Origin of the sequence: Aeromicrobium sp. REDSEA-S32_B7, from assembly GCF_001626145.1 — a bacterium.
Lineage (GTDB): Bacteria > Actinomycetota > Actinomycetes > Propionibacteriales > Nocardioidaceae > Aeromicrobium > Aeromicrobium erythreum.
In genome coordinates this window covers 1-4,546 of sequence record NZ_LUNF01000240.1, presented here as the reverse complement: position 1 = coordinate 4,546, position 4,546 = coordinate 1, and the positions used below count along the sequence as shown (strand labels likewise).

4 protein-coding genes and 1 pseudogene are annotated in these 4,546 nt (G+C 72.9%); 4 read left to right on the top strand and 1 reads right to left on the bottom strand.

Going from position 1 to position 4,546, the window contains the following annotated elements; all coding sequences use genetic code 11:
* Positions 1–274: pseudogene (gene glmU, locus A6Q79_RS15280) on the top strand (bifunctional UDP-N-acetylglucosamine diphosphorylase/glucosamine-1-phosphate N-acetyltransferase GlmU); the annotation flags it as partial.
* 1 nt (position 275) lies between these two features.
* Entirely contained in the window at positions 276–1,241 is a 966-nt protein-coding gene (locus A6Q79_RS15275; protein ID WP_083516573.1) for a ribose-phosphate diphosphokinase, read from the top strand.
* A gap of 85 nt (positions 1,242–1,326) precedes the next feature.
* Here A6Q79_RS15275 and A6Q79_RS15270 read toward each other — a convergent pair whose 3' ends face one another.
* A complete protein-coding gene (locus A6Q79_RS15270; protein WP_286690567.1) occupies positions 1,327–2,700 on the bottom strand; it encodes a collagen binding domain-containing protein in 1,374 nt (457 codons plus the stop codon).
* Between the two features lie 193 nt (positions 2,701–2,893).
* Between A6Q79_RS15270 and A6Q79_RS15265 the strand changes: the two genes are divergently transcribed.
* Together A6Q79_RS15265 and A6Q79_RS15260 are read left to right on the top strand one after the other, a co-directional pair.
* Positions 2,894–3,880 (top strand): glycoside hydrolase family 6 protein, encoded by a 987-nt coding sequence (locus tag A6Q79_RS15265; RefSeq protein WP_286690568.1) that lies wholly within the window; start codon positions 2,894–2,896, stop codon positions 3,878–3,880.
* A 61-nt stretch (positions 3,881–3,941) separates the two neighbouring features.
* Positions 3,942–4,546 (top strand): response regulator transcription factor (locus tag A6Q79_RS15260; protein ID WP_317698711.1); only part of this gene is annotated, 605 nt, incomplete at its 3' end.

The window sequence follows — 4,546 nt, the reverse complement described above, 5'->3', positions numbered from 1 at the left end:
CTACGACGGTGTGCACAAGCACCGCACGGTCGTCGGCCGGCACGCCCGCACGGGCTCGGACAACGTGTTCGTGGCACCTGTGACGATCGGCGACGGAGCCTTCACCGGGGCCGGGACGATCGTCCGCGAGGACGTCCCGCCGGGGGCGCTGGCCGTGAGCTCGGGGTCACAGAGGACCATAGACGGGTGGGTGCAGCGCAAGCGGCCGGGCACCCCCTCCGCCGACGCCGCTGCCCCTGTCGACGACCCCGCCGAGGAGACCGCCGGTGAGTGACCTGCTCAAGAAGACGCCGACCAAGAAGATCATGCTCTTCTCGGGTCGTGCTCACCCCGTGCTCGCCGAGGAGGTCGCGAACCTGCTCGAGGTGCCGCTGGTGCCCACGACGGCGTACGACTTCGCCAACGGCGAGATCTACGTCCGCTTCGACGAGTCGGTCCGCGGCAGCGACGCCTTCGTCATCCAGAGCCACTCTGCGCCGATCAACGAGGCGATCATGGAGCAGCTCATCATGATCGACGCCCTCAAGCGCGCGTCGGCCAAGCGCATCACGGTGATCCTGCCGTTCTACGGCTACGCCCGCCAGGACAAGAAGCACCTGGGTCGCGAGCCGATCTCGGCGCGCCTCATGGCCGACCTGTTCACTGCTGCCGGCGCCGACCGGCTGATGACCGTCGACCTGCACACCGCGCAGATCCAGGGCTACTTCGACGGCCCGGTCGACCACCTGCTGGCCATGCCGATCCTCACCCGCTACGTCAAGAACAACTACGGCGACCAGCCGCTCGCGGTCGTCTCGCCCGACGCGGGCCGCATCAAGGTGGCGGAGTCGTGGGCCAACGCCCTCGGCGGTGCGCCGCTGGCGTTCATCCACAAGACCCGCGACCCGCGTCGCCCCAACGAGTCCAAGGCCAACCGCGTGGTCGGCGAGGTCGAGGGTCGCACCTGCATCCTCGTCGACGACCTCATCGACACCGGCGGCACGATCGTCCAGGCGGCCGAGGCGCTCAAGGCCGACGGCGCCGCCGACGTGATCATCGCCGCGACGCACGCCGTGTTCTCCGGGCCGGCCGTCGACCGGCTCAAGAACTCGGTCGCGCGCGAGGTCGTCGTCACCAACACGCTGCCGCTGTCGGACGAGCAGCGCTTCGACTCGCTGACCGTGCTCTCCATCGCGCCGCTGCTGGCCCAGGCCACCGCCGCCGTGTTCGAGGACGGCTCGGTCACCAGCCTGTTCAGCTGACCACCGCACGACGAGGGGCCCCGGCACACGTGCCGGGGCCCCTCGTCGTGGTGCTACGTCGTGGTGCTGCTTGGTCGAGCTGCGGTCAGCCGGCGGTCGGCGTGGGGGAGACGGTCGGCGTCGGCGAGGCGGTCGGGCTCGGCGTGGCCGTGGGGGTAGGCGAGGTGGTCGGCGTGGGCGTCGGGGTGGGCGTGGGCGCGGGAGCCCCGTCGCGGACGAGTCCGAAGGCACCGCCGGAGGGTGCGTTCACGCTGCGGCACGGCCCGCCGTCCACGGTCGGCTGGGCGGCCGAGACGACGGTGCCGATCTTCGAGCCGAGGCCGGAGACGGTGAGCTTGTGGTACTTCTGGCCCTTGATGGGCTGCTCGACCTGCAGCACGAGCGTCAGCCAGCAGCTCTTGGTGGGCAGGGTGCCACCGAGCCGGAACACCCCGTCGGCCTCGCTGGTCGCGGACCCGATGCGCGTGCCGTTGTCGTCGAAGAGCAGGGCCTTGACGCCGGCGAGCGGCTCGTTCGACGTGGCGTCCTTGACCTGACCGATGAGCCGGCCGCCGACGCGGGTGAGTCGGGCGGACGTGGCGGTGGTGCTGCCGGAGCGGACGCTCCCTGCGAGGTGGACGCGGGCCCCGGCGTAGCCCTGCACGCCCGGGATGATCGCGTCGTACCGGCCCGGGGCCAGACCCTTCGCGGTGAACGCGCCGCCGCGGGCGCGCACGACCCACCACTGTCCGGTCGTGCGGTTGACGAGGGTCAGGGTGACCGCCGACCGCACGCCCGACTGGCCGGCGTAGAGGTCGCCGACCAGGGTGCCGGCGCGCGTGCCGAGGGCCATGCGGACGTCGCGGTTGCGGCCCTGGCGCAGCCCGCTGACCCACAGGCTGCGGCCCACCCACTTCTGGCGGGCGTCCCAGACGAACACCGAGTAGCTGCCGGCCGGCAGGCCGCCGATCGCGAACCCGCCGCGGCGGTCGGCCGTGACGGTGTAGGCGGTGCCGTCACGCGTGACCGCGGTGACGCGGGCTCCGGCGGCCAGGACCCGACGCTTCGCCGGGCCCTTGGAGATGCGGCCGGTGATGCTCGCCCCGCGGGCCATGCTGATGTTGGCGATGGTCGTGCTGCCGCCACGCACGACGACCTTCACGTCGCGGGAGACGCGGGCGTTGACGTCCCAACGGGGGCGGCGGTCGCTCACGCGCAGGTGGTAGGTGCCGGGAGCCAGCCACGGGGTGGCGTAGCCGCCGCTCGTGCGGAACGACGTCTTCTGGCGCCACGACGCGTCGAACACGGTGACCGTGACGTCCTTGACCGGACGACCGGTACCGGCCTCGGTGATCGCACCGCGGACACGGCCGGTCTCGTCGGCCTGGACGGGGGCGACCAGACCGAGGAGCAGGGCGACGACGGCGAGGATGCCGAGCAGCAGCCGGGGTGCGGGCACCCGCGTGCGTACGTCGGACATGACGATCTCCCTCCGGAGCCGGCGGACGGCTCTCGTGTCTCCCACCGCGATCCTAGTGCGGGGCTGCGCCGCGATCCCCGGTTTCGCAGGGGCCGAAGGTCCTGGATCTGTCGGGACCGTCGGCCCGCGCGACGAGGCACCGGCCAGTATCCTCGGCGCGTGACCGGGTGCCGGTCCGAGAGGGAGGGTCGAGGTGCAGTCGTCGCACACGCGTCGCTGGGAGCTGGCCGCCGGGGTGGTCGCTGCCGCCGTGGCGGTCTCGGTCGTGCTGCACCTGCTCGGGGTCTCCCTGCCGTTCTGGCCGGCAGGGGCGCAGGGCTCGAACCCGTTCTCATCCGGCCGGGTCTACGTCGACCCGCACTCGCAGGCGCGCCAGGCGGCCGAGGCCGCGTCCGGCGACGACGCCACGGTGCTGCGCCGCGTGGCCGACACGCCCACGGCGATCTGGCTGACGCCCGAGGCGTGGCCGCAGCAGCAGGTCGAGGCGCACGTGCGGCGCATCGCGACCGCGGCGCGCGACGCCGACCGGGTGGCGCTGCTCGTCGTCTATGGCATCGCCGACCGCGACTGCCAGGGCGGTGAGTCGGCGGGCGGGCTGCCGCCGGACGCGTACCGTGACTGGGTCGGTGCCGTCGCGGACGGTGCGCGAGGCATCGGCACGACCGTGGCGGTGCTCGAGCCCGACGCCGTGGCCGACGCAGGACAGTGCGCCGACGCCGACAGCCGGCTCGCGCTGCTGCACGACGCGGTCGACACCCTCGCCGACGCGCACGTCACGACCTACGTCGACGGCGGCCACTCGGACTGGGTGGACCCCCAGGAGATGGCCTCGCGGCTCGAGCGCGCGGGCGTCGGCGACGCGCGCGGGTTCGCGACCAACGTCTCCTTCTACGCCGACGACGCCCAGGAACGGGCCTACGCAGAGGCTGTCTCGCAGGCGCTGGGCGGCAGCCACTACGTGATCGACACGGGCCGCAACGGCAACGGCGCGGACGGCGAGTGGTGCAACCCGCCGGGTCGCGCGCTGGGTCGGACGCCGGCCGCCGGGGACGGATCGCTCGACGCCTTCCTGTGGATCAAGCCGCCCGGCGAGAGCGACGGGTCGTGCAACGGCGGGCCCCCCGCGGGGCAGTGGTGGGACGAGCGCGCGCTCGACCTGGCGCGCGCCGCCGGGTGGTGACTTCGCCCCCACCGGGGACAGTTCGGTCTGCGGCGGCCCTGGTCGTTGCTACGCTCGCGGCATGGGAGAGAGTGGCGCGCCGATCGCCGTCGTCATCGAGGATGACGCGGACGTCCGGCATCTGCTCCGGACGATCCTCGTCCGGAGCGGGTTCGAGGTCGTCCTGACGAAGGACGGTCCGGAGGGTGTCGAGGCGGTGCGGGCGTACGACCCCGTGCTCACGACGCTCGACGTGAACATGCCCGGCATGGACGGGTTCGCCGCCGCCAAGCTGATCCGCGAGTTCAGTGCCACCTACATCATCATGCTCACCGGACTCGACGACGAGATCGACGTCGTGCAGGGTCTGGACTCCGGTGCCGACGACTACCTCGTGAAGCCGTTCCGGCCCCGCGAGCTGCGTGCCCGCATCGAGTCGGTCATGCGCCGACCGCGTCACCACGTCGACGTCGAGGGCTTCGAGCCCGTGCCGAACGGTGTCGCCTCGACGCCGCCGTCGGCGACGCAGGACCTCCCGCAGCAGTCGCAGGCACGTCCGGTGCCGCCTCCGGTCGAGGCACCCCCGTACGAGCGGCCCCACCAGGACGTAGCCCGGCACCAGGCGCCGGCCTCCTACCCCGTGCAGCCCGCCCGTCCCGAGCCCGCCTACCCCGAGCCGGGCTATCC